Here is a 19,827-nt window from a genome sequence, read left to right as displayed (position 1 = left end):
TTTCTTTAAATTAGGCTTACATATAACAAATCTCTAATATTAATAACAACATATTATCATCTGCTTTATATCGGAAGATCACATTCGTAATTTTAACGGGATATATGATAATGAAGTTATATGTAAAAAGAGCCGCTAAAAGCGGCTCCTTCACGGCTTCTGCCTATGGTTCATCGTTTCAATACCTTTATTACGCTGAGCCGTTTGCACAATTCCGTCTATGACCGTTTCATACAACTGCTCTGGCAAATCGTGTCCCATGCCTTCAAGCACCATCAATTCTGAGCCAAGGATGGCTTTCGCCGTGTCCTCGCCACATGCTGGCACAAACATGGGATCTTCCGCTCCATGGATGACTAACGTGGGCACATCTATTTTTGCGAGTTGCGGACGACGATCCCCGGATACGGCAATAGCTGCTATCTGCCTTCCGATACTGCCCGGATCATACGCTCGCCTCACTTCGGCACGAATCATGGCGTGATACTCTCCCTCGTTAAATGGATAACCCGTACCTGCAATCTGTCTGGCAAAAGCGGTGCTTTGAGCCAGATACCCTGCTTCATGCTCCCTCGGGTTTGGAGCCGGACGAGTCATTAGCGCCATGACTTCTGGCGAGGTTGGCGGAAGTTCGGGATTGCCTGTAGTTGACATAATTGAAGTCAGTGAGAGCACACGCTCGGGATAACGACTGGCAACAAGCTGGGCGATCATGCCCCCCATGGAGCGTCCGACTATATGTGCTTTTTCGATGCCCAGTGCATCTAACAATCCAACCGTATCATCAGACATATCCTCAAGCGTATAGGGGATATGCGGTCGTTGTCCTGACATCAGTGTTCTGGCGAGTGCTTCAAAATCCAGTGTATCGTGATGGCTAAAATGGGTAGATAACCCGGTGTCCCGATTGTCAAAACGAATCACCCTGTATCCTCTGGCTGCCAGCATTTCACAAAAGGGAGTAGTCCATCGAAGCATTTGTGTTGCCAGCCCGGCAATCAAGAGCATGGTTTCATGCTTCTCATCGCCATAACTGTCATATACAAGCTCAATACCGTTAACGTTTAACCTATTCATTGTGAGGTTCTCCTTCTAATTAATGTTTCGGGTTGAAGCTGGATTAATGCTCTTCCTGCTTGAACGCACTGCTGGCTAAAGACTTAACATAGTCTCTGATATCTGGCGTCCAGTCATCAATCCATTCGTAAAAGAGAGTTTCATTTCCGGCATATAGCGCTCTCAAAGCCTCTTCATATCGGTCAAAATCACCTGCCATTGCAGTCATAAAATGATAAGTTGCTTCTTGAGCGGCGCGAACTTGACTTTCACTCTCTCCGACACGGCGGGCTTCATCAATCAGTTTCCTCAATGTTACTGAAGCACCCCCGGGTTGAGCTTTCAGCCATTCCCATTGCCGAGGAAGCAGCGTAACTTCGCCAGATACTACGCCCAGCTTGGGACGACCGACCTTGCGAGGGGGCTGCTCATTTTCTTTTTCTGCTGTATCCGACGTATGCCCTTCCTTACTCTCGCCGCGTAATCGGTCAAGCACTGCAGCTGTGCTCCCGCGAAAATCAACGTCTACCGGTTTACCTGTTCCATCATTAAAAATAAGAACATTCGCAAGTTGACTGTCACCCAGAGTATTTTTGGCGAGGGTAACAACATGCTGTAATGAGCCTTTGGCGAAGCATGCTCGATCTACAAAAGCAGTGTAGCCGATCGGAAGTGATGAAGCTTGCATATAACCCCTCCTTCTCTGTTCTCACATTGTTCATTAATATTACCCGGATAAAAATATAAAGTCAATATTACCCGGGTTTAATTATCCTTGTTGAAAAACATAATAAAACAGCAGCCCAATATATGGACTGCTGTTATCAAGGGATTACAATACCGATTCTTATATGGTGCATGTACTGTCTTACTGCGGCGTACGCTTATCATACACAATGCGGGTAACTGCATCATGCTGATGAATGGACTCCTCATTGCGGCAATCCACCTCAAATTGGCTCAGCCAGTGCTTCTCATACAAATCTGCCGCCGTCAGCCTCACCATATCTTCCACAAATCTTGGATTTTCATATGCTCGTTCTGTCACCCGCTTCTCGTCAGGTCTCTTCAGAATAGGATGAAGACAACTGCTTGCATTCGATTCGGCTGCGTTTAACAGTTCCTCTTTCCAATAGCTTGGCAGATTTTCGCACGGATTGCTTTGTACCTGTATACGAAGCGTGCCCCGCTGGTTGTGAGCACTATATTCACTAATTTCCTTCGAGCAGGGACACAATGTCGTAATCTGTATTTCTAGACCGGCTCGGATGATCGGAGTTTCCCCCGCTTTCCAAATAACATGTACTATCGCTAGAGAATGGTTTAAACCGGAAAGACCTGTAACCGGGGCTGTCCGTTCGTAGAACCAGGGGTATGTAACTTTCAACTCTGCCTTCGGTTGCTGCATCAGTTCAGCAAATTGCTGTGTCAACGTAATCAAATCCTGAATGCGATCACTCAGGCCCCGAGTGCGGCTACGCTCAAGCTGTTCCATCAGACGACTCATGTTAATGCCTTTGGATTCATAATCCAGAGCTGTCGTTAGTCTGAAATTCCCTATACTGGACAATTGCTCAGGCTCCTTGGCCGATATGACCTCTAAAGGATATTTTACGTTATCTACCCCAACTTGCTGCAGTTCAAATAGAAAGTCCTTTTTCATATTTTGCAAATCTTTCATTTCTGCTTTTGAAACAGGTTTATTCCCTTCTACTGGATCAACCGAACCGAATATCCGAAGTCGCTCAGCTTTACCGGGCAGTATATATCCATCGGGCCTAACACGACTATTCATGGTACATTTCTCCTTGTGATCTGATTCTGATATCATATGATGATTTCTATCTTTTACACAGATTGCTTAAACACATTCATTACAAACTCCGTAGATTTCCATACTTCGAGATAATACATGAACTGCCTCTGGCGGATGAACCTGCCCCATCTCGGGAGTGAATTCGTTCTGAAACGTACACCTGAGGTGATATGGTATTCTTCAAGAAGATGTACTCTAGTACAATTCGATTTTTATTAGTAATTATTACGATTAGTAAACTATAATCCGTTTGATCCAGTTATGTCAAGGCTGACTGTCTCTTCTGCTATTACTAAGCGGAGAGCGGATTTCAGTTTGACAAAAAATAGTTATTCTATTATTGTTTATTCGTAATTATTACTATTAATTATTTCAAAGGAGCATATAACCATGTCTACCGTTCAGAATAATCCCATACCTGTTACCGTGCTTACGGGTTTCCTTGGTGCTGGAAAGACTACTTTGCTGAATCATGTTTTAACTGCAAACCATGGTGAGAAGATCGCTGTCATTGTTAACGAATTCGGAGAAATTGGCATTGATAATCAGCTTGTCGTTGGGGCAGATGAAGAAATTTTCGAAATGAACAACGGCTGTATCTGTTGTACGGTGAGAGGAGATCTTATTCGCATTCTAAATGATTTGAAGGATGTCAAGCTCGGGAGAAGCGGGACCCGCAAGGCAGACTTTGATCGCGTGTTAATTGAGACGACAGGCTTGGCAGATCCGGCCCCGGTGGCACAGACTTTTTTTGTAGACCCGGAAATCGCCGATTTTTACAAATTAGATGCGGTCGTTACGGTCGTCGATGCCAAACATGCTGGACAGCATCTGGATGATGGTCATGAGGCTCAGGAGCAAGTTGCTTTTGCCGACGTCATGTTATTGAACAAAACGGATCTTGTTTCAGCAGAGGAATTGCAGCAACTTGAAAATCGGCTTCTGAACATGAACAAAACTGCTAAAATCTATAGAACTCAGCAATCCTCAATTGATGTGAAGCAAATACTAGGCATCGGTGCTTTTGATCTGGACAAAAAGCTGGAGATTGAACCCGAATTCCTTCAGGAAGATCATCACCATCATCATGACGATCATGTGACCTCCCTGTTCTTCCGAGAAACACGGCCGCTGGATTTGAAAAAAGTCGAACGTTTTATTAACGTATGGCTCCAAGATCACGGTGTAGATACGTTTCGTTATAAGGGGATTTTAAACATTAAAGGCTCCAAAAAAAGAGTCGTATTCCAGGGGATTCATATGTTATTGGGAGCATTTCCTGATCGTGAATGGAAAACAAACGAAGAACCGATTAGCGAATTTGTAATTATCGGTCGCAATTTGGACGAAAACTGGTTCCGTCAACAGTTTGCTGATTGCGTAGCTGACTAATAAACAAAGCTTGTTTAGGTAACACCAAGGCAGGAGTTGCTTTGTTCAGGTTGGGCGGCTCCTGCTTTGGTATCATATAGGTTCTTGATCTGTAAAAATGAACCAAATGTTGCGTGTAGCGATGCCTCCAATGAACCGGAAGTCAAGGCAAACGCATAATATATCCGATTCCCCACAACGTCTGAATCAGATCTTCCCGACTCGGCAAGTAATGAGATAATTTGTCGCGCAGACGTTTCACATGAGTATCCACCGTTCGAAAATCCAGCTCTTCTTCTCGTTCTACCTTCCAGACGATTCGGAGTAAATCTTGTCTGGAATAGGCCGTCTCGGGATGAGTTGCCAGATGATAAAGCAGTTCAAATTCTTTGGGGGTCATATGAATTTCCTCCTGCTCTGCACTTACTTTTCGCGTGACAGGATTGATCAGAATCGAACCAATCATCACCTCACTTGCAGTGAGCTCCGTTGCGATCTGGTCGGTAAAGCCGTGATAACGAGCAAGCATCGATTTGATGCGCAGCACCACTTCTCTAGGACTGAATGGCTTCATCACAAAGTCATCGGCTCCTGCCTGGAAAGCCTTAACACGATCCGCTTCCTCGGTTCGTCCGGTTAGAAACATGACAGGTATGTTCAAGCTGGTTCTAAGATAGCTGCATATCTCGACTCCTTTGATATCGGGAAGTGCCCAATCAAGAATGATCATGGCATAAGAAGAGTGATGAAGCTTGCTTAGTGCTTGCCAGCCCAGCCCGGCTTCCTCAATTATGAATTGTTCCTTTTCCAGATACATCCGAAGCAATCTTCGCACCCGTGCATCATCATCCACAATCAGTATTCTTTTACTCGGAAAGGCTTCCAGCACATGTCATTCCTCCTACGCATCATGGATGGGTTGTACTTTGTCCTTAAAAAGCATACGGTCTGTAAACAAAAAGAAACATGACTCAATAGAGCCATGTCTTCTCCACATTTAATCTAATTGTAAACAATGTTTGAACTTTAACAGAAACCGATTTAATTTGAGTGGAGCTTTATTTTTTGGAAGCCAGTTTGTCTCGCCATGCACTGACGCCGCCTTTAAGATTAGAGATTTGATCATAGCCATGCTTGCTTAATATTTTGGCTGCACTCTTGCTACGCATGCCGCTCTGGCAGTATAGAAAAACTTGCTTGTTTTGCGGTATCTCGCTTAATCGCTGCTGCAGCTGCGACAACGGAATGTTGACTGCTCCCGGGATAAACCCCCTGTTGTATTCCGCAGGCTCGCGTACATCTACCACCATGCCTGGATTGTTCGATTTGATGGCCTGCCGGAATTCATTCGCTTTTAAATGGGTCAGACCGTTGACCGGCTTCAGTCGGGTATAAAGGAACCAGACAATCAGAAGCAAAATAGCGATATTAATAACAGTATTTACGTTCACAGGACTCTCCCTTTCTATTTATGTCAAAATAACACCCTTTCACGGCATACAACTGTTTGAATCCGCGGCGCGCCAGAATGCGTGCTGCTTTTTGACGGGACAGCCAGTTCCGTGAGAAGATGATAACCTCCTGATCCGGTGACAGCTCCTTACTCCAGACTGCAGACAATCGGCCAATGGATATATTGATTGAACCCGGGATGTGATTTTGCCAGAACTCGCTTGAGTCCCTGACATCCAGCATTCTAACATCAGACCACCGTTTGTGTGATGGGTCCCACTCCTTGCGGCTCACATAGGTTAGGGAGGAGACCGGCCACAGCTGAACGATTAGCCATAGGATACCGGCTCCGGCCGTAATATACACCAGTGTCATTCAATGACATCCTTTCTTCAAGGTACTTCCGTTACAGGAGTTGAGCAGGATTATCGAACCAATTGATCATAATCCGTCCAGCTACCAAGACCACCTGTCATATTCACAATCGGGAAACCTTTCTCATGCAAGAGCTCACAGGCCAGACCACTACGGTTCCCGCTTCGGCACATCACAATAATCTCTTGAGAGACTGGAAGCTCCGTTACCCGTTCCATCAACTGTCCTAACGGAATATGTTTTGCCCCCTGCACATGCCCTTCTACCCACTCAGCATCCTCCCGCACATCCAGCAGGAATAGCTGTTTCCCTTGTTTTAACTGCGCTGCGACCTCTTGAGGTGTGATTGCCTTTGGAATCTGAAATGCCATCTATATCTGCTCCAATCTGTTTTGTTTTTAAACACCATACCAATCATATTATGAAACATATACCCCTATGGGTATTATAGACCTAAATTAAGTCTTTCTCAAGTCCCATCTTCTTGTTGGATTTAGCGGATAGCTCATCAAGGCTTAACAGGTGAAATTAGCACCCATATAACCTATCATTCAGTCATCCGCCTCCGCCCGCTTCAACTATCTGCTTTTCACCAGCAGCTCGATCGCTTCCTTCACCAGCTTGTCCGTATCCTTACCGCCTGCCTCCTGCTCTGCCATGATGCATTGCTGAAGGTTCTCGGCAACCATCTGAGCGAGCGCTCGATCAGATGCATTACGAACAGCAGACAATTGGGCAACTACTTCTTTACATGGCTTTCCTTCATCCATTAATCGGAGCACCCCCCGAACCTGACCTTCAATTCTCCGCAAACGTGTTTTCAAGCTGTCTGTATAGTTATATTCCATTGCTGATGTCACTCCTTATCCATACCTGTATGGGTATATTATAGATCAAAACTTCATAAGGTACACCTTTTCAACAATAGATCACTGAATCATAAGTGCTTCATTGATTTAAACACAAAAAGCCGCTAAAATAGCGACTTTTGGTTTAAGACGGTTCTAGTATTTAGTAACACAGACATTGCTATATCTTGTATAGCCTTATTTTCAGATAAATTGAGGATGCTTCACTTTGACTGCTTTGAAGGCTTCGTCAGCGACCTCAAGTGAAAGCTTGATCTCTTCATCACCAATCGCACAGTTGGTGAACATATTATGGTAATGGGAGAAAAACACACCTCGTTTAACACACTCCGCAGCCCAGTCCTGTTGGAGCATCATCGATTTATCATCCGTAATATGCAGATAGAACAGTGATGGTGCGCCGGAGGCCTCCATATTGAAGCCATGACTTTTTGCAACTTCGCTCAAGCCTGATGTCAATCGGGTACCAATATCGTTCATAAGCTGAACGCCGTTTATGCGTTTTAATTTGTTAATTGTAGCAATGGCAGCTGCAAAAGGTACAGCGGACATCCAGTAGCTACCGGTATAGAAGACAGATTGCACGGCACTTTTTAGTGCATCTGTTCCGCAAAGGGCAGAGAGATTCCAGCCATTCGCAATCGCTTTGCAAAAACAGATCAGATCCGCCTTGATGCCGAAGTAATGGTCTGATCCTGCCATATCCAGGCGGAAGCCGCAACGAATATCATCAAAGATCAAAACAATTCCATTGTCGGTACATAGCTTTCTTACTTTTTGCCAGTAGTCTTTGGCCGGGAGCTGGTTGGAATCAAAAACGGTATGATAGTACGGTGTGGCAATAAGGCCTGCGATGTCTTCTTTATGTTCGCGAATAACTGCTTCCAGGGCATCCAGGTCATCCCATGGAATCAGAATGTTATTGGACACCTCTTCCTCCAGAATACCTGGACCTGTGTCGGTATGAGCCCATGGAGCAACACCGTGGTAGTAGCCTTCAAGAAAGATGATTTTCTTTCTGCCTGTTGCAGCTCTTGCGCTCATTACAGCCAGCGTGGTGACATCTCCCCCGTTTTTGGCAAAAAAGGCCCAATCTGCTGATGCTACGGTATCCACCATAAGCTCTGCAAGATCAACGATCAAAGATGAGGGCAGCGTGGTGCAGTCCGCAATGGCAGCTTGCTTGATCGCCGCTTCGTTCACTTCCCGATCATTATAGCCAAGCACGTTAGGACCGTACGCAGCCATATAGTCCAGGAATCTGTTTCCGTCTACATCCCAGAAGTATGCACCCTCTGCCCGTTCAGCAAACAATGGATAGGCGCTGGCAGGAATGTACCGTCTCCCGCCTGCAACGCCTAGATGACCATAGATTCCACCAGGGATGACCTGAGCAGCTCGTTCAAATAAAGCGTGACTTTTGTTGTATTCATACGTTTTCATTGTACAGCCTCTCCTTCCATAGTGAGTTGAAATGCTTTCCCCATAATCGGATTGAATATCGCAAGTAATGGTAAGTATCCCTTGATGATAAACGTCCCTCTGACACAGCAGAGGTTAACGTCTGCGGTTCCAGACAAAATATGGAGTACCGTTTCCAGATCCATGAAATAGATGCTTGCCGTTGGACGAGGTACATTCTCTCCTCTGCTCGTTGTTATTTGCCCATTGTCAAAAGCAAACCCTATTTTGTCTGTACCAATCTCTATAGAAATGACACCTGACAGCTTGGAGGCATGTTGACTGCATGTCACATCATTTTGAACAAGGTGTACCACGTGATCTATAAATGATTCAATGAGCAGAGTATAACGCTCAGCAGTTAAAGCGGTGTCTTGGTTCATTTCTTTTCCTCCTCTTCTATTTACAGGCTACAGAACGGCTGCTTCAGCTAATAAAGCTTCAGAGACTTCAATATAGTCATAACCGAGATCGCGCGCTACCGTTCCATAGGTCACTTTCCCGTTGAATACATTCACACCATATTTTAAGCCGGGGTTACTCTCGATAGCCTGGTATAACCCATGATTGGCTAACTGCAGTGCATAAGGCAAAGTTGCATTCGTTAGTCCCAATGTAGCTGTTTGAGGCACTGCACCTGGCATATTGGCAACGGCATAATGCACTACTCCATGTTTAATGTAAGTGGGATTGTCATGTGTCGTAATATGGTCTATCGTTTCCACAACACCACCTTGATCGATGGCGACATCGACAATAACAGATCCTGCTTTCATGCCTTTAACCATGTCTTCGGTGACAAGTCTGGGAGCCTTTGCTCCGGGAATAAGGACAGCACAGATCAGCAAGTCCGCTTCTTGAACTGCAGCCGAGATATTGGACGGTGTGGAGACAAGGGTTTGTACAGAATTTCCGAACAAGTCATCAAGCTGTCTTAACCGAGTCGCATTTAGGTCAAGGATTGTCACATTCGCTCCCAATCCGAGTGCTACCCTCGCGGCATTTGTTCCCACGATTCCTCCGCCAAGCACAGTAACTTTACCGCGCTGTACCCCCGGGATACCTGACAAAAGAATGCCAAGACCGCCGTTCGGTTTTTCGAGAATTTCTGCACCTTTCTGTGCCGACATTCGACCTGCAATTTCGCTCATTGGAACCAAAAGGGGTAAGCTGCCGTTCACGTTAACCGTTTCATAAGCGATTGCTGTAACCCCCGAGTCCACAAGAGCCTTAGCCAGATGAGGTTCGGCGGCAAGATGAAGATAGGTGAATAAAATCAACCCTTTTCTAAAATAAACATATTCTTCCGGCAATGGCTCTTTTACTTTCATAATCATATCAGCGCTGCCCCATACACTTTCTGCACGCTGTACTAGTATCGCTCCCGCTTCACTGTATAGCGCATCAGGAAAGCCGCTTCCTTCACCTGCTCCTTCCTGAAGGATGACCTTATGTCCCGCCTGAACGAATTCCAACACGCCCGCAGGTGTTATGGCTACACGGTTTTCATTGTTTTTAATTTCTTTAGGTACCCCAATTTTCATGTATACTGCACCTCTTTCAAATCATTATGATGTTTTATAACATCACTATACGGAGGATAAATGACATGGGAATTACAATAACGATGAGTTTTACTTACAAAAGAGAGTTTTAAACGTTTTAACACTAGATTCTGATAAATTGTGGTATAATACCTGACATATAAATGATTAAGTCGTAAAAAGGTGGGGATTTGCAATGAATATCATCGAGAGTAAACTGCGAATGCCAACTTTCATTTCTTACGTTCCTCGTCAACGGTTATTTAACAGACTCGAATCTGGAATGAATGGTAGATTTATTCACATCAATGGTCCCGTTGGGTATGGGAAGGCGATAGTGATCTCTGATTTTTTGAAAAATAAAGAAATAGATCCGATTTGGATCAATCTTGATCTGGAGGACATGACAGAGGATCGAGGGTTAACTTATCTGAAGGTTGCTGTGTTCCGAGCGCTGCATATGGACTCTGAAGAAAACAATCTTCAAGTGAAGCTTGCCTCGAATGGAATTCACGATATTCTCTCCCTGCTGTTCTTATGTAATAAGTCCAAGGTTATCGTTCTAAATAACTATCATCTGTTAGATGAACACGAGAAAACACGCAGGATGATTCAGAATCTGATCGAAAGTGCACCTCCCCACTTCCAGTTTATTTTAGTATCATGCTCTTCACTGCACTCGGATTGGGCGAAATTAAAATCAAACTGGGATTATATGGAACTTGGGACGGATGAGCTATCCTTCACTCCCTCCGAGATCGTGAGTTACTTCCAACAGCTGGCTGGAATCGAATTACTTCCTGAAGAGCTGGAGATAATCTATGAGAAGACGGAAGGCTGGGCGGCCATCCTGCCCTTTATACTCAAGGCTTTTAGGGAGAAGTCTCCGCGCGAGAGAATGACTTATTTATCGAGGCTCAGTGTGAACGTGGAAATATTCAGCTATTTTGAGACGGCCGTCATGATGAGCCAGGGTCTGGAAGTTGGTGATTTCCTGCTGAAAAGCAGCGTATTAACTGAGCTGGACATCCAGGTAATGGATCAATATATTGGCGACCCGCCCTCCGAGACCATGCTGGAGGCACTGATTCGCAACAATCTGTTTGTGAAAAAGGAGAATGGTGCTCTTCGCTACCACTCGTTGTTCAGGGTTTTTCTTTATGAAACCTACAAGAAAAAAATAGGTGCAATGCAGCTCAAGCAGAGGCATGTCGAATTGGCTGGCATCTATGAGCGCCGCTTTGAATTTTTTAGTGCCTTCTCGAACTATATAGCAGGTGGCGACTACTTAAATGCTGCACGGTGTGCGAATATGTTATCTTCAAGATATAATCCATTGGAATTGATGATACTGGCTGAAGGCTGGGTAGAAAAAGCTTCACCGGGTTTATCCGTAGCCTTTCTGACTTTTTTTATTATCCGTTGTTACAGTGCCAATGCATACGAGGAATTGATTTCTCATCTGGAGGAGCGAATGAAGGAAGCTCGTGCCAGCAAGAGCTTGAGGAATCGAATGGTGGTGGGCCATCGACTAGCTGCGATCTATACAGGTGTGAATCCGGCAAAAGCAGTGGAGTTATATGAGGATGCGCTAGAAGCTTCAACAGCGATGAACGATCATCCGATTGCAGCGTTTAGTCTGAATGGAATTGCTGATATACGGCGGTGTGAGGGACGATTGGATGAGGCTATGTCATACGCGCGAAAATCTCTTTTTATTGCAGAGAAGTATGGTATACAACCGATTCAGTTACTTGTACTGGATACTATGGCAAACATTTATCTGGATATGAATCACATTGAGGAGGGGGCATTGTATGCGAATCAAGCCCTCTCACTGTCGGATGAGAACGATATATCCAACTTGTTCATTTGGTCAACGATAAGCAGGACATATCGTATGCAGCAGGAGCTATCCAAATCCATTGAATGGGCCCGTAAGGCTTACGCCCTTGCAAATGCTTTTTCATTAAATTTTGACAAAGGCTGGGCTTTATTCGAACTGGCGCAAACCCTGCACGCCTGTGGTGATATTGAAGAGGCTGAGCGAAGCTTTGCTGAAGCCTGTAGATGGTTAGAGTCCTCTTCTGCACTAATTGCCACCTTTACTCATATCTGGAACGAGCAAACGATTCGCACGGATGTCCCTACACGAAAGGTGGAGCAGATTCAGGAGCAATCAGCTAAACTGGAAGTAAACGTGCTGGGCACCTTTGAAATGAAATGGAATGGGGAATTAATCGTAATTAATAGATCCTCCAGTTTACGAGTGCTTCAGTACCTGATCACACACCGTAATCGCAAAATGCATAAAGATCTCATACTGGATGAGCTTTTTCCTATGGAGGATCTCAAGTCAGCAAGCAATCATTTTCATGTTGCTCTCTCCACTCTTCGAAAATCACTTGAAAAGAATACATCACCTGGTGACGGGATCAAATTCATCTGCCGTGAGTCTGGCCTGTATTATCTGAACGCTGCATACATTGATCTTGATCTGGATCATTATGTGTATGCTCTTTCTTCTAATGCTGCTCTTCCTGATATTCCTGCATTACTTCGGGCTGAGAGTATGTATAGAGGAGACTACTTCTCTGAATATCTGTACGAGCCATTTCTGGAAATTGAACGAGAGAAAATACGTCTTTCATACTTGAAGCTGTTAAAAGAAGTTGCACAGCATTACAAAACGAACAATGACCCTATTCGTGCATTAGGGTATTATGAGAAGCTAGTCAACAAGGACCCTTATCGCGAGGAGTCATATATTGAATATATTGGTTCCCTCATTCAGTACGGAATGCGATCTCAGGCCAGACATGTCGCTTCCAAAATGGAACGTTACATTCATAAGGAGCTCGGACTAGAGCTGCCAAGCGAAATTACTGCAATTTTACTCGTATAACAGAAATAAGACGCCTTCGCCCCTTCACATTTGGGGTTGAGGCGTCTTTATTAGATCATTTTCGGTGCGCTTGGTGATGAGCTTGTCGTTTAATTGACTGCCGAGAGAGGCACTTGTGTATCCGGTCTTTTCTCCATCAACTCTACATGCTGATCCACGACTTCCATCTGTGGAATTTTGGCTTTAAAAAACCGGGTCAGATATAAAAGATATGCAATTCCTAGAATGATCCAGGTTGTGCCAAGAATGAGAGCGGTGCGCTCAAGATTGATTAACAGCCAGAGATTGCTTACAGCTCCAACGGAGGGAATGAGCAAATAAAAAATATGATCTTTCAAGGAACGTTGTCTGTTGCGGATGTAATAATGTGCAATCACGCATAGATTAACGGATGTAAAAGCGAGGAAGGCTCCAAAATTGATAAATGAAGCAGCGGTGCCCAAATTCAGAAATAATGCACCTGTCATGGAAATCAGGCCGATCAGAATAATGTTAATATAAGGAGTTCCGAATTTGGAGTGCTTGCGAGCTAACCATTTTTTCGGGAAAACCCCGTCGCGAGACATTACATAGAGCATTGTAGCGGCACTGGATTGAGAAGCAAGCATGGAAGCTGCACTTGCAATCATGGATGTAATCGAGGAGAAGATAATATACCAGTTTCCTGCCAAATATAAGCCTATCTCAAGAATTCCAGTGTCCGCAGATTGGAAACGGTGAGAGGGATATGCCAGGCTTGAGAGATATGAGATGGTTACAAATACCAAGCCATTCAGCAAGCAGCAAATAGCGAGAGCCTTGGGGATGGTTTTTTTGGGTTGAACAGATTCCTCTGCCAATGTTGCAATCGCATCAAAGCCCAGGAAGGACTGAAAAACAAGTGCTGCGCCAGCAACAACATTAGCAAGTGCAAAATTCGGATTGTAGAAAGGTTCAAGTGAGAACAGCGTATTACTTCCCAGACCATGCGTTAAACCTCTTATACATAAATAGACAAATACAGCGACACCGACATACTGAAGGAGAATAAGTAAACTATTCACTTTGACTGCGAGCTTTACACCACGGACATTCAGGATTGTCATCAGTACAGCCAGGGAGATCATCCATACGAATTGCGGGATTTCTGGAATTAATGTGTTCATGTACAAACCAAAAATCAGCGTACATAACATCGGAACAAATAAATAGTCCATGAGCACTGCCCAGCCTACGAGAAACCCTACATTGGGATGTAATGATTTCTGTGTATACGTATAAGAAGAGCCGGATATCGGATATGCCTTCACCATTTGACTATAACTGTATACCGTAAACATAACGACGATTAATGCGATCAAGTATGTGGTGGCTACTAAACCTTGTGTCATTTCGGTGACGATCCCTAGCGTGCTCATAGCTGCTAGTGGAGACATGTACGCAAGGCCGAAAATAATTTGATGTTTTAAGGTTAACTTTCCTTGATTGGCGTTCTCTGCTGTAATTCCCACGTTATTCCCTCCATTAATTGCTTAGTATGGAATATTACCTTCCACTTAAATGAATATTACGGAGAGTCTAATACATGAGAATTACAAAACAAGAGAAAATAATTACAAAAACAGATTTTTGCATCAAATTGTGTCATCTAATATGACACAAAGCTAGAAGAAACGAAAAAAGGAGTCACATAATCCAATACGGGCTTCATACGGTTGCAGTCGACCAGAGACATGATTCACGTAGTTGGTCAGCCAGAGCTCTGATAACCGAACGCCAAGCTCATTTTCCTCCATCTCCACGGTGTGTTCGCTCAGATTGATAAGCACCAGCACCTGCTGATTTTCCAGTGTGCGTGTGTAAGCGAAAACTTCAGGATATTCAGGCAATAGAAGGTCGTAAGTGCCGTAAATCAACGTGTCATGCTGTTTCCGCAGCCGGATCATCTGTTTATAGAAATTTAGAACAGAATGAGGCTCCTGCAGCTGTTTTTCCACGTTAATATCGAGATAATTATCATTCATCCTTAACCAGGGAATACCTGTCGTGAACCCACCCTGGTTCCCTGCCGACCACTGCATCGGTGTTCTGGAATTATCCCGGCTGGACGCCCAGATCATATTCATAATCTGCTCGTGTGACATGCCTTCTTCCCGTTTGATCCGATACAGGTTGTGGTCAGCGATGTCGTTGTAATCCTCAATCGAAGGATAAGACACATTGGTCATTCCAATTTCCTGTCCCTGATAGATGAATGGCGTGCCCTGCATGAAAAAGTACATGGCACCAAGCGCTGTAGCACTTTCATACCAATATTGCGTATCGTTTCCCCAGGAGGAAACCTTGCGCGGCTGGTCGTGGTTTTCAATAAACAGCGCATTCCAGCCGATGCCTTCCAGTGCTTTCTGCCATTTGGTCATCACATTTTTCAGCTTGGAAACATCCAGCTGCCTGTCTGTGCTGTTATTCCACAAGTCAAGGTGCTCGAATTGGAATACCATATTGAATTTGCCTCTGACTTCACAGATCCAATCGAGTAAATCCTCGGAATCCTCTACTTTTACTCCATTTGCTTCGCCAACAGTGACAACGTTATATTTGGAGAGCGTTTCTTCCTTCATTTCCTGCAGATAACGTTGAATGCCTTTCACATTCATGTGCTTCTCAAATGAAGAAATGTATCTGACGCCTTCCTTGGCCGGCATATCCAGCAAACCCTCTTCTTTATGGATATGGCTGATCGCATCCACCCGAAAGCCGTCAATGCCTTTGTCCATCCACCAATTCATCATCTGGTAGATAGATTTACGAACCTCGGCATTGGCCCAGTTGAGGTCCGGTTGTTTTTTGGAGAACAGATGAAGATAATACTGCCCTCTAGTTTCGTCGTATTGCCAGGCCGAGCCGCCAAAGATGCTTTCCCAGTTGTTAGGCTCCTCTTCGTTCCTGCCGTCCCTCCAGATATACCAGTCCCGTTTCGGATTATCGACGGAAGAACGGGATTCAATGAACCAGGGATGCTCGTCACTGGTGTGGTTAATGACCAGATCCATAATAAGCTTCATACCGCGCCGATGGACTTCCTGTAATAATTGATCAAAATCAGCCATCGTTCCGAATTCATCCATAATAGAGCAGTAATCACTGATGTCATACCCGTTATCATCATTAGGCGACTTATACATCGGACAGATCCATATCAGATCAATACCAAGCTCCTGAATATAGTCCAGTTTGGACAGAATTCCTTGAATGTCGCCGATGCCGTCCCCGTTTGAATCCATAAAGCTCCTTGAATAGATTTGATAAGCGGTTGCCTCTTTCCACCATACTCTTTTCATTCGTACTCTTCCTTCTTTCTTAACTACGGCTGTTATCATAATATTTTTAAGTTTCCATAAGGTACATTCTGGCTTCGTATGGACGTAATTCGTTATGAGCCAGATGATCTGAATAATTAGCCAGCAACAGTTTAGCAGATTCTTCCATTTGCTCCTGGAGCGGTAGTTCTACCTTATATCCCCGGAAATTGCAAACCACTATAATTTGTTTATCATGTAACGTTCGTTTGTAAGCAAACACATCGGGATGTTCCGGGAAAATCAATGTATAATCGCCATAAACAATGACTTCATAATCTTTTCTGAGCTGAATGAGCTGACGATAATAATGGAATATTGAATTCGGATTGTTTACATTTTCTGCGGCGTGAATGTCCGTGTAATTCGGATTAACTTTGATCCAAGGTTCGCCCGTAGTAAATCCTGCATGTTTGGAATCATTCCACTGCATAGGCGTTCTCGCATTATCGCGTCCCTTCGCGTAGATCGACTCCATCACATCCTGTTCAGTATACCCCTTTTCGATTCTTTCCCGGTACAACCGAAGCAATTCAATATCCCGATAATCCTCAATCTCATATTGAACATTGGTCATACCCAGCTCCTCACCCTGATAGATGTAAGGTGTACCTTGCATTCCATGCAACAGGGTTGCGAGCATTTTAGCGGACTCAACTCTGAACTCGCCATCGTTCCCCCAGCGTGAGACGATCCGTGGCAGGTCGTGGTTATTCCAGAACAGACTGTTCCATGCCTCTCCTTTAAGCTCGGTCTGCCACTTGGACAGTACCGTTTTCAGCTCCATCAGATCCAGAGGTTTGAGATCCCACTTACCCTTGCCCTCCTGCTCATCCAGGCTGATATGCTCAAACTGAAATACCATGGAAAACTCACTGCCGTCCGGGTTGCTGTACAGTTTCGCAATGTCTGGCGTGGCTCCCCATGTTTCGCCCACCGTTAACAGCTCATTTCCTTTTTGGAACGTTTCCCGACTTAATTCTCGAATATATTCATGGAGAAGAGGCCCGTTTCCTGTGATTTTGGCATCCGGCTCTTTACCGATCAGGTCAATGACATCGAGGCGAAACCCACCGACACCCTTCCCGATCCACCAATTGATCATATTGTACATTTCCTGCCGTACTTTCGGATTGGCCCAGTTAAGGTCCGGCTGCTTGACAGAAAATAAATGTAAATAATATTGGCCCATCTCGGGCACCCACTCCCAGGCTGAACCGCCGAAGGTAGAGCCCAAGTCGTTAGGCGGTGTTCCTTCAATCCCGTCTCGCCATACATAATAGTCATAGTATGGATTGTCTTTTCCCTTTTTGGCTTCCTGGAACCAGGGATGCTCATCGGATGTATGATTGAGAACCAGATCCATGATAATGCGTATGTTCCGTTTGGCAGCTTCATCAATTAAGGCTTCCATATCCTCCAGTGAGCCGAACATCGGATCAATATCCTGATAATCTGAAATATCATAACCGTAATCATCTTGAGGAGATTTGCATACGGGTGATAACCAGATTGCACCGATTCCAAGCTGCTGCAGATAATCCAGACGGGAGACAATGCCCTTCAAGTCACCAATTCCATCTCCATTGCTATCCTGAAAACTGCGAGGATAGATCTGATAAACAACTGTCTCTTTCCACCATTGCTTCGGTTCCATACGTTGCTCCACCTCTCTGACGTGCCCAAGTGGCTGCGCCCTCTATCCTATTTTATTCTTGAGTGATTGCCCTTATATATTAAAATACTCACGTTTATGTTCTGATTGCAGCTGGTTATTCCTTGACCGATCCGACAACGATTCCCGTTACAAAGTATTTCTGGAGCAGCGGATAAATCAGCAGTAGCGGAATCACTGCCACTACGATTTTGGCTGCATTCAGATTTTTATTGGATATCTCGGTCAGATTGCTAAGCTCGCTGGAGTTTGTGCCGGCCTGGAGCAGGTCCGCAATATTCACGTTAAGTGACTGGATATAAGTCATAAGTGGATAGTTGCTCACTTTGGTCATATAGATCAAACCACTGAAGAAATCATTCCATGTACCCACGATACTGAATAAAGCCACTGTGGCCAGTGCAGGAATAGACACAGGAACGTAAACTTTGAATAAAACCTGAAGCGGGCTCGCACCGTCTATGAATGCAGCTTCTTCCAGCGCTTCAGGAACGGCTGAGAAAAAGTTCATGACCAGGATCACGCTGAATATCGGTACCGCGCCGGGCAGTACAAGCGCCCAGATGGTGTTGAGCATATCCAGATTTTTGATCAGCAGGTAACTCGGGATCATGCCCCCGCTGAACAGCATCGCAAAGATCATAACATTCATATAGATGTTTCTGCCCTTGAATTCCCTTTTGGATTTGGACAATGGATAAGCCATCAAAGTAATCAGAATCATGTTGAGCACAAGGGAAAGCACTACACGCAGCACGGATATGCCGAAAGAACGCCAGAACTGAGCATCATCAATGATTCGGGTATAGGCTGCTGTCGTGAAGTTAACCGGAACAAGTCCAACTGCATTGGCAGATACGGCCTCGCTGCTGCTGAAGGAAATCGCTACGATATTCCATAAAGGCAGAAGGCAGATCAGCGCAAGCAGGATGACAATGGCATAGATGCAGAACCGGCCCAGTCGATCCTTGAAGTTTGCAGAGTATGACACAGACGTTGCCTCCTTAGAATATTTTGCGATCCGTATATTTTTTGGCGAGCTGATTGGCCGATAACAGTAAAACAATACCGATCACGGACTTGAATAAACCCACTGCCGTACCGAAGCTGTACTGTCTTCCAACCAGACCAATGCGGTAAACATACGTATCCAGAATGTCTCCTGATTCATAGACGATCGGATTATAAAGGTTGTAGATTTGATCAAAGCCCGCACTTAATATATTGGTCAGACTCATGACACCCATGAGCAGAATAATTGGCAGCATACCTGGCAGCGTAATGTGCCATACTTTTCTCCACCAGCTGGCCCCGTCCATGCCCGCAGCCTCATATAAGCCCGGGTCGATGGAGGTAATGGCAGCCAGATATACGATGGAGCTGTATCCGAATTCCTTCCATACATCTGTCCCGATAATCAGTGGTTGAAACCATGTGTTGCTGCCTAGGAAATTAATATGCTGTACTCCGAAGAAGGCCAGAATTTGATTCACAATGCCATCCAGGCTAAACATATTAACAACGACCGAAGCAAGCACTACCCAGGATAGAAAGTGTGGCAGATACACAATCGTTTGTACCGATTTCTTAATCGTTTTGATGCGAATTTCATTAAGCAGCACCGAAAAAATGATGGCCATCAGCGTACCGAGCAGAATTTTGCCAAGAGCGATGACTAACGTGTTGCTCACCACTTGTGCAATGTCGGGCAATTTGAACATATAGATGAAATGTTTGAGCCCGACAAATTCAGAGCCAAACATTCCTTTGGCCGGGATATAGTCCTGAAAGGCTGTGATTACGCCAACCATCGGAATATAGCTGAATACAAGCAAAAATAAAATGCCCGGGATCATCATCATATGGTACATTGTACCTGAGCTGATGCGGCCATTGATGTTTGAATTTCGTTGTTTCAAGAAGCATTCTCCTTCCCTGATGAAGAAAGGCCGCACATGGATATAC

General features: G+C 44.8%; 18 protein-coding genes. 2 read left to right on the top strand and 16 right to left on the bottom strand.

Features of this window, described 5'->3' with window-relative positions; all coding sequences use genetic code 11:
- Positions 1-150: 150 nt before the first annotated feature.
- From DFQ00_RS22795 to folE2, 3 genes are all read right to left on the bottom strand, one after another.
- On the bottom strand, positions 151-1,077 hold the full coding sequence (locus DFQ00_RS22795) for an alpha/beta fold hydrolase (protein ID WP_110898782.1): 927 nt from the start codon (positions 1,075-1,077) through the stop codon (positions 151-153).
- 43 nt (positions 1,078-1,120) lie between these two features.
- Positions 1,121-1,744, bottom strand: a complete 624-nt coding sequence (locus DFQ00_RS22790) for a DUF2239 family protein (protein ID WP_110898781.1) — start codon at positions 1,742-1,744, stop codon at positions 1,121-1,123.
- A gap of 180 nt (positions 1,745-1,924) precedes the next feature.
- Complete coding sequence (gene folE2 / locus DFQ00_RS22785; protein ID WP_110898780.1) at positions 1,925-2,851, bottom strand: GTP cyclohydrolase FolE2; 927 nt, start codon at positions 2,849-2,851, stop codon at positions 1,925-1,927.
- A gap of 411 nt (positions 2,852-3,262) precedes the next feature.
- Between folE2 and DFQ00_RS22780 the strand changes: the two genes are divergently transcribed.
- Entirely contained in the window at positions 3,263-4,264 is a 1,002-nt protein-coding gene (locus DFQ00_RS22780) for a CobW family GTP-binding protein (protein WP_110898779.1), read from the top strand.
- 142 nt (positions 4,265-4,406) lie between these two features.
- Here the strand turns inward: DFQ00_RS22780 and DFQ00_RS22775 are convergent, their stop codons facing one another.
- From DFQ00_RS22775 to ald, 8 genes are all read right to left on the bottom strand, one after another.
- A complete protein-coding gene (locus tag DFQ00_RS22775) occupies positions 4,407-5,132 on the bottom strand; it encodes a response regulator transcription factor (protein WP_110898778.1) in 726 nt (241 codons plus the stop codon).
- Positions 5,133-5,301: 169 nt separating this feature from the next.
- Positions 5,302-5,694: a rhodanese-like domain-containing protein gene (locus DFQ00_RS22770; protein WP_110898777.1), complete on the bottom strand. Its 393-nt coding sequence runs from the start codon at positions 5,692-5,694 to the stop codon at positions 5,302-5,304.
- The gene (locus tag DFQ00_RS22765) at positions 5,672-6,070 is read right to left on the bottom strand and encodes a rhodanese-like domain-containing protein (protein ID WP_110898776.1); all 399 of its coding nucleotides are present in this window, start codon (positions 6,068-6,070) and stop codon (positions 5,672-5,674) included. Before DFQ00_RS22765 ends, DFQ00_RS22770 begins: the two co-directional genes overlap by 23 nt.
- A gap of 50 nt (positions 6,071-6,120) precedes the next feature.
- On the bottom strand, positions 6,121-6,441 hold the full coding sequence (locus DFQ00_RS22760; protein WP_110898775.1) for a rhodanese-like domain-containing protein: 321 nt from the start codon (positions 6,439-6,441) through the stop codon (positions 6,121-6,123).
- A 207-nt stretch (positions 6,442-6,648) separates the two neighbouring features.
- Positions 6,649-6,918 carry a metal-sensitive transcriptional regulator gene (locus DFQ00_RS22755; protein ID WP_110898774.1) on the bottom strand — a complete coding sequence of 90 codons (270 nt, stop codon included), beginning with the start codon at positions 6,916-6,918 and terminating at the stop codon, positions 6,649-6,651.
- Positions 6,919-7,122: 204 nt separating this feature from the next.
- The gene (locus DFQ00_RS22750; RefSeq protein ID WP_110898773.1) at positions 7,123-8,382 is read right to left on the bottom strand and encodes an aminotransferase class III-fold pyridoxal phosphate-dependent enzyme; all 1,260 of its coding nucleotides are present in this window, start codon (positions 8,380-8,382) and stop codon (positions 7,123-7,125) included.
- Positions 8,379-8,783, bottom strand: a complete 405-nt coding sequence (locus DFQ00_RS22745; protein ID WP_110898772.1) for a hypothetical protein — start codon at positions 8,781-8,783, stop codon at positions 8,379-8,381. Before DFQ00_RS22745 ends, DFQ00_RS22750 begins: the two co-directional genes overlap by 4 nt.
- Before the next feature lie 27 nt (positions 8,784-8,810).
- The gene (ald, locus tag DFQ00_RS22740; RefSeq protein WP_110898771.1) at positions 8,811-9,944 is read right to left on the bottom strand and encodes an alanine dehydrogenase; all 1,134 of its coding nucleotides are present in this window, start codon (positions 9,942-9,944) and stop codon (positions 8,811-8,813) included.
- Between the two features lie 283 nt (positions 9,945-10,227).
- Between ald and DFQ00_RS22735 the strand changes: the two genes are divergently transcribed.
- Positions 10,228-12,849, top strand: coding sequence for an ATP-binding protein (locus DFQ00_RS22735; protein ID WP_208643814.1), 2,622 nt, complete (start codon positions 10,228-10,230; stop codon positions 12,847-12,849).
- A gap of 89 nt (positions 12,850-12,938) precedes the next feature.
- On the opposite strand, the gene DFQ00_RS22730 is transcribed toward DFQ00_RS22735, so the two are convergent.
- From DFQ00_RS22730 to DFQ00_RS22710, 5 genes are all read right to left on the bottom strand, one after another.
- Positions 12,939-14,339: an APC family permease gene (locus tag DFQ00_RS22730; protein ID WP_110898769.1), complete on the bottom strand. Its 1,401-nt coding sequence runs from the start codon at positions 14,337-14,339 to the stop codon at positions 12,939-12,941.
- A 153-nt stretch (positions 14,340-14,492) separates the two neighbouring features.
- Positions 14,493-16,169, bottom strand: coding sequence for a glycoside hydrolase family 13 protein (locus tag DFQ00_RS22725; RefSeq protein ID WP_110898768.1), 1,677 nt, complete (start codon positions 16,167-16,169; stop codon positions 14,493-14,495).
- A 46-nt stretch (positions 16,170-16,215) separates the two neighbouring features.
- On the bottom strand, positions 16,216-17,844 hold the full coding sequence (locus DFQ00_RS22720; RefSeq protein WP_110898767.1) for a glycoside hydrolase family 13 protein: 1,629 nt from the start codon (positions 17,842-17,844) through the stop codon (positions 16,216-16,218).
- Positions 17,845-17,959: 115 nt separating this feature from the next.
- Positions 17,960-18,853, bottom strand: a complete 894-nt coding sequence (locus tag DFQ00_RS22715) for a carbohydrate ABC transporter permease (protein WP_110898766.1) — start codon at positions 18,851-18,853, stop codon at positions 17,960-17,962.
- 13 nt (positions 18,854-18,866) lie between these two features.
- Positions 18,867-19,733 (bottom strand): ABC transporter permease, encoded by an 867-nt coding sequence (locus tag DFQ00_RS22710; protein ID WP_110898807.1) that lies wholly within the window; start codon positions 19,731-19,733, stop codon positions 18,867-18,869.
- Positions 19,734-19,827 lie beyond the last annotated feature (94 nt).

Source organism: Paenibacillus barcinonensis, from assembly GCF_003217495.1.
Taxonomy (GTDB): domain Bacteria; phylum Bacillota; class Bacilli; order Paenibacillales; family Paenibacillaceae; genus Paenibacillus; species Paenibacillus barcinonensis.
This window is presented reverse-complemented; position numbering and strand designations above follow the sequence as displayed.

Coding starts and splice junctions, on each gene's coding strand:
- DFQ00_RS22795 (WP_110898782.1), bottom strand. CDS start 1,077: ATGAATAGGTTAAACGTTAACGGTATTGAGCTTGTATATGACAGTTAT.
- DFQ00_RS22790 (WP_110898781.1), bottom strand. CDS start 1,744: ATGCAAGCTTCATCACTTCCGATCGGCTACACTGCTTTTGTAGATCGA.
- folE2 (WP_110898780.1), bottom strand. CDS start 2,851: ATGAATAGTCGTGTTAGGCCCGATGGATATATACTGCCCGGTAAAGCT.
- DFQ00_RS22780 (WP_110898779.1), top strand. CDS start 3,263: ATGTCTACCGTTCAGAATAATCCCATACCTGTTACCGTGCTTACGGGT.
- DFQ00_RS22765 (WP_110898776.1), bottom strand. CDS start 6,070: ATGACACTGGTGTATATTACGGCCGGAGCCGGTATCCTATGGCTAATC.
- DFQ00_RS22760 (WP_110898775.1), bottom strand. CDS start 6,441: ATGGCATTTCAGATTCCAAAGGCAATCACACCTCAAGAGGTCGCAGCG.
- DFQ00_RS22755 (WP_110898774.1), bottom strand. CDS start 6,918: ATGGAATATAACTATACAGACAGCTTGAAAACACGTTTGCGGAGAATT.
- DFQ00_RS22750 (WP_110898773.1), bottom strand. CDS start 8,382: ATGAAAACGTATGAATACAACAAAAGTCACGCTTTATTTGAACGAGCT.
- DFQ00_RS22745 (WP_110898772.1), bottom strand. CDS start 8,783: ATGAACCAAGACACCGCTTTAACTGCTGAGCGTTATACTCTGCTCATT.
- ald (WP_110898771.1), bottom strand. CDS start 9,944: ATGAAAATTGGGGTACCTAAAGAAATTAAAAACAATGAAAACCGTGTA.
- DFQ00_RS22735 (WP_208643814.1), top strand. CDS start 10,228: ATGAATGGTAGATTTATTCACATCAATGGTCCCGTTGGGTATGGGAAG.
- DFQ00_RS22725 (WP_110898768.1), bottom strand. CDS start 16,169: ATGAAAAGAGTATGGTGGAAAGAGGCAACCGCTTATCAAATCTATTCA.
- DFQ00_RS22720 (WP_110898767.1), bottom strand. CDS start 17,844: ATGGAACCGAAGCAATGGTGGAAAGAGACAGTTGTTTATCAGATCTAT.
- DFQ00_RS22710 (WP_110898807.1), bottom strand. CDS start 19,733: ATGTACCATATGATGATGATCCCGGGCATTTTATTTTTGCTTGTATTC.